This window comes from Streptomyces sp. XM83C (assembly GCF_023072675.1).
GTDB lineage: Bacteria > Actinomycetota > Actinomycetes > Streptomycetales > Streptomycetaceae > Streptomyces > Streptomyces thermocoprophilus.
On the sequence record NZ_JALLGL010000457.1, the window covers coordinates 1 to 3,393 of the forward strand.

3 protein-coding genes are annotated in these 3,393 nt (G+C 70.8%); all 3 read left to right on the forward strand.

The window, feature by feature from the left end; genetic code table 11:
* Positions 1 to 101 precede the first annotated feature (101 nt).
* Positions 102 to 1,061, forward strand: coding sequence for an NAD-dependent epimerase/dehydratase family protein (locus tag MTQ10_RS29110; protein WP_247473379.1), 960 nt, complete (start codon positions 102 to 104; stop codon positions 1,059 to 1,061).
* Positions 1,049 to 1,798, forward strand: a complete 750-nt coding sequence (locus MTQ10_RS29115; RefSeq protein ID WP_247473381.1) for a spherulation-specific family 4 protein — start codon at positions 1,049 to 1,051, stop codon at positions 1,796 to 1,798. Before MTQ10_RS29110 ends, MTQ10_RS29115 begins: the two co-directional genes overlap by 13 nt.
* A 63-nt stretch (positions 1,799 to 1,861) precedes the next feature.
* Entirely contained in the window at positions 1,862 to 3,040 is a 1,179-nt protein-coding gene (gene moeZ, locus MTQ10_RS29120; RefSeq protein ID WP_247473383.1) for an adenylyltransferase/sulfurtransferase MoeZ, read from the forward strand.
* The last annotated feature ends 353 nt before the right edge of the window (positions 3,041 to 3,393 follow it).

Sequence of the window (3,393 nt, forward strand, 5' to 3'; positions counted from 1 at the left end):
CCCCACCTCCCACCCCCAGGGCCGTACACCGACGCAACCCCTGAAGGAGAACCCCAGATGATCACGTCCCGTCCCGAGGACCCGGCGCCGGGAGCCACACGATGAGGGTCCTGCTGATCGGAGCCAACGGCTACCTCGGCCGCTTCGTCGCCGACCGGCTGCTCGCCGATCCGGCCGTCCAGCTCACCGCACTCGGCCGCGGCGACGACGCCGACGTACGCTTCGACCTCGCCACCGGCAGTCCCGGCGCGCTCACCCGCTTCCTCGACGCCGTGCACCCCCAGGTCGTCATCAACTGCGCGGGCACCACCCGCGGCGGCGCCCGCGAGCTGACCCGCCACAACACCGTCGCCGTCGCCACCGTCTGCGAGGCCATGCGGCGCAGCGCCTGTAGCGCCCGCCTCGTGCAGATCGGATGCGGCGCGGAGTACGGGCCCAGCCAGCCCGGTTCGTCCACCGCCGAGGACGCCGTGCCCCGCCCCGGCGGCCCGTACGGCGTCAGCAAGCTCGCCGCCACGGAACTGGTCCTCGGCTCCGGGCTCGACGCCGTCGTGCTGCGCGTGTTCTCGCCCGCCGGGCCCGGCACCCCGGCCGGGTCCCCGCTGGGCAGGCTCGCCGAGGCCATGCGCCGCGCCATGCAGTCCGGCGACGGCGAGCTGAAACTCGGCGGACTCGGCGTCCAGCGCGACTTCGTCGACGTGCGCGACGTCGCGCGCGCCGTGCACGCCGCCTCCCTGTCGGCCGCACAGGGCATCATCAACATCGGCTCCGGCCGCGCCGTACGGCTCCGCGACGCCGCCGCCGTCCTCGCGCGCGTCGCCGGATACGGCGGCGCCCTGCACGAACTGGACGGCCCGCCCGGCCCGCTCCGCGCCACCATCGGTCACCCCCGCACCGACCCCGACCACCCGGCGCCCGTCGCCTACCCCTACCCCGACGGCTGCGGCAGCTGGCAGCAGGCCGACGTGCGCACCGCCCGCGACCGGCTCGGCTGGCGGCCCCGCATCAACCTCGAAGAGTCCCTGGCCGACATCTGGATGGAGGCGGCATGCCGTATCTGACCAGCACGCCGACCGGTATCGCCGGCACCGGCTTCCAGGTCGGCTTCGGCGTCCCGGGCCTTGCCCACCCGCTGCTCGCCCCGGCCGAGTGGGCGGAACTCGCCCGCCCCGGCACACCCCTGCACTGGGTCGTCCTCGATGTCGCGGGCGGCCCCGGCACCCGGCCCGACACCCACTGTCTGGAGGCCGCCGCGCGGCTGCGCACCGCCGGAGTGCGCGTCCTCGGCCGGCTGGACATCGGCCGCGGCCTGCGCACCCACGGCGATGTGCTGGGTGAGGCGCAGCGGTACGCCGACTGGTACCGCGTCGACGGCTGGCTCCTCGACCGCTGCCCGGCCTCCCGCGAGGACCTGCCCGCGGTCCGCCGGAAGGTCGCCGCGCTGCGCCGGCTGCGTGACGATGCCCACATCGTCCTCGGCCACGGCACCCATCCGTACCCCGGATACGCCGAGACCGCCGACCAGATGGTGACCTTTACCGGCCCCTGGAGCCACTACCGGTGGTCGCAGACCGCCGAGTGGACCGCGGACTATCCCCCCGACCGTTTCTGCCATTTCGTGCACGGTGTGCCCCGCCCCCACCTGGACGAGGCGCTGCGCCTCGCCCGCTGGCACGGCGCCGCCACCCTGTACTTCACCGACCGATCCGACCACGGCGGGCGCGCCGATCCCTGGGAGACCATGCCCGGCTTCTGGGACGAAATCGTCTCGCGGATCGGAACAGGTGTCTCGGAATGAAAAAACGCATGGCAGTGTTACGAGGAGAACAACCGTAGTGATTGACCGACCAACGGAGTCCCCGTGTCGTTGCCACCCCTGGTCGAGCCGGCTCCCGAGCTCACCGTAGACGAGGTCCGCAGGTACTCCCGCCACCTGATCATCCCCGATGTGGGGATGGACGGGCAGAAGCGGCTGAAGAACGCCAAGGTGCTGTGTGTCGGCGCCGGCGGCCTGGGCTCGCCGGCGCTGATGTACATGGCCGCCGCGGGCGTGGGAACGCTCGGCATCGTGGAGTTCGACGAGGTCGACGAGTCGAACCTGCAGCGGCAGATCATCCACAGCCAGTCCGACATCGGGCGTTCCAAGGCCGAGTCGGCGCGCGACACCGTCAAGGGCATCAACCCGTACGTCAACGTCGTCCTGCACGAAGAGCGGCTCGAGGCCGACAACGTGATGGACATCTTCAGCCAGTACGACCTGATCGTCGACGGCACGGACAACTTCGCCACCCGCTACCTGGTCAACGACGCGTGCGTGCTGCTGAACAAGCCGTACGTGTGGGGCTCGATCTACCGCTTCGACGGCCAGGCCTCCGTCTTCTGGTCCGAGCACGGCCCCTGCTACCGCTGCCTGTACCCGGAGCCCCCGCCCCCCGGCATGGTCCCCTCCTGCGCCGAGGGCGGCGTGCTGGGCGTGCTGTGCGCGTCCATCGGCTCCATCCAGGTCAACGAGGCGATCAAGGTCCTCGCGGGCATCGGCGAGCCGCTGGTCGGCCGTCTGATGATCTACGACGCCCTGGAGATGCAGTACCGCACGGTCAAGGTCCGCAAGGACCCCGACTGCGCGGTGTGCGGCGAGAACCCGACCGTCACCGAGCTGATCGACTACGAGGCCTTCTGCGGCGTCGTGTCCGAGGAGGCCCAGGCGGCGGCCGCCGACTCCACGATCACTCCGAAGCAGCTCAAGGAGTGGATCGACGACGGCGAGAACATCGAGATCATCGACGTCCGTGAGCCGAACGAGTACGAGATCGTCGCCATCCCCGGCTCCCGTCTGATCCCGAAGAACGAGTTCCTCATGGGCACCGCCCTGGAGACCCTTCCGCAGGACAAGAAGATCGTCTTGAATTGCAAGACGGGTGTCCGCAGTGCGGAAGTCCTCGCGGTCCTCAAGTCCGCCGGCTTCTCCGACGCGGTCCACGTCGGCGGCGGCGTCATCGGCTGGGTCAACCAGATCGAACCGCACAAGCCGGTGTACTGACACCCGGCCCCCCGGCCCGCCGAAGAGGCCCGCGGCATCCGCACGGTCCGGATGCCGCGGGCCTCTGCCGTCTCCGGCCGGTGCCGGGCGGCCTCCCACAGACCGGAGACCGTCCCGCAACTCCCGTCCGGGGCAACGCGTCGCGAGGATCTCGCTCGGCGGCGGGAGTGCCTCCTGGGGGGGAATTGGCCTAGGCTGGCGCGGATTTGATCTCTTGAGGTCGCTTCCTAGAGGTTGTCCCGTAAATGATCTGAGGCATGCAGGCTGACCTGCTCGTTTGCCTGTCATCCGGTGAGGGTGAGGTTGTGCAGGCGGGCGATGCCGAGCATGGCGTGGTGGACGCCGTCGCCTTT

Excerpts from the sequence above, each read along its gene's own strand:
- MTQ10_RS29110 (WP_247473379.1), top strand. The coding sequence starts at position 102 with ATGAGGGTCCTGCTGATCGGAGCCAACGGCTACCTCGGCCGCTTCGTC.
- MTQ10_RS29115 (WP_247473381.1), top strand. The coding sequence starts at position 1,049 with ATGCCGTATCTGACCAGCACGCCGACCGGTATCGCCGGCACCGGCTTC.